1 protein-coding gene is annotated in these 1,460 nt (G+C 66.0%); it reads left to right on the top strand.

The window, feature by feature from the left end:
• Window positions 1-244 precede the first annotated feature (244 nt).
• Window positions 245-1,438 carry an IS110 family RNA-guided transposase gene (locus ABFT43_RS22615; RefSeq protein WP_109239988.1) on the top strand — a complete coding sequence of 398 codons (1,194 nt, stop codon included), beginning with the start codon at window positions 245-247 and terminating at the stop codon, window positions 1,436-1,438.
• Window positions 1,439-1,460: the final 22 nt, after the last annotated feature.

Genomic DNA, 1,460 nt, shown 5'->3' with positions numbered 1-1,460 from the left:
CCCGTTACCTTCTTCGTAGTCCCGCACCGCGGGGCCACGGTCGCCAAGTTCGGTATGACTTCTTGCCCCTGTCTCTCTAATGATCCGGGGGGTGGTGTCGCCGAACCTGGTGACGTCGATGGACCGCTGATAGGGACAGGGCCGCCTGTTTGCATCGAGCACCGGGCAGGTCTCTTCGTAACGTGGGTGCCGGGTGTCGACGTCTGATCGGTGACCGTCCGGAGCGGAACGAAAGGCACGCTTCATGGACCCGACCTACGCCGTGTTCTGCGGCATCGACGTGGGCAAAGGCGAACACCACGCCGTCGGACTCGACCCCGCCGGCACCCGCCTGTTCGACAAAGCCCTGCCCAACGACGAAGCCAAACTGCGGACCGTGTTCGACCGCCTGGCAGAACACGGCCCGGTGTTGGTGATCGTCGACCAGCCGAACACGATCGGTGCCCTGCCGGTCACCGTCGCCCGCGCCTGCGGACACGCTGTGGCGTACTTGCCGGGGTTGACGATGCGGCGCGTCGCCGATCTGTACCCCGGCCAGGCCAAGACCGACGCCCGAGATGCGTTCATCATCGCCGACACCGCCCGCACGATGCCGCACACGCTGCGCCGGATCGATGTCGGCGACGAGACCCTGGCTGAGCTCGGGGTGCTCGTCGGGTTCGACGACGACCTCGCCGGTGAGGCCACCCGGATCAGCAACCGCATCCGCGGATTGCTCACCGGAATCCACCCTGCCCTCGAACGGGTTCTCGGTCCCAGGATCGCGCATCCGGCGGTCCTCGAAATCCTGTCGCGATGTGGCGGTCCGGTCGGCATCCGCAAAGCGGGCAAACGCCGACTCACCACACTCGCAACCAAGCATGCCCCGCGGATGGGCGCCCGACTGGCCGAGGAAATCCTCACCGCGCTCGATGCCCAGAGCGTGACGGTGCCAGGCAGCAACGCCGCCGAGATCGTCCTGCCGAAGCTCGCAGATTCCTTGAAAGAGGTTCTGCAACAGCGCAAGAGCATTGCTGAAGACGTGGAGAGGATGCTCGATGACCACCCTCTTTCCCAGGTCCTGATGTCGATGCCCGGCGTCGGCGTCAGGACCGCAGCCCGGATCCTGCTCGAGGTCGGTGACGGCTCGGCGTTCGCCTCAGCGGCGCATCTGGCGGCCTACGCCGGTATCGCCCCGGTGACCCACCGTTCCGGCTCGTCGATCCGTGGTGAGCACCCCGCCCGGTCGGGTAACCGCAAACTCAAACGGGTGTTGTTCCTGTCCGCGTTCGCCGCGTTGCACGACCCGACCAGTCGCGCCTACTACGACCGCAAACGCGCTGAGGGCAAGAAGCACAATGCCGCGTTGATCTGTCTGGCACGCCGTCGCTGCGACGTCCTCTACGCCATGCTCAAGAACAAGACCTTCTACCGCACCCCCGCTGCTGCCCCCGCTTGACGAAACCATAGGGACACCCCCC

This window comes from Gordonia aurantiaca, assembly GCF_039939235.1.
GTDB lineage: Bacteria > Actinomycetota > Actinomycetes > Mycobacteriales > Mycobacteriaceae > Gordonia.
Note: the sequence above shows the minus strand (reverse complement) of the source record. Positions and strands in the feature narration are given on the sequence as shown.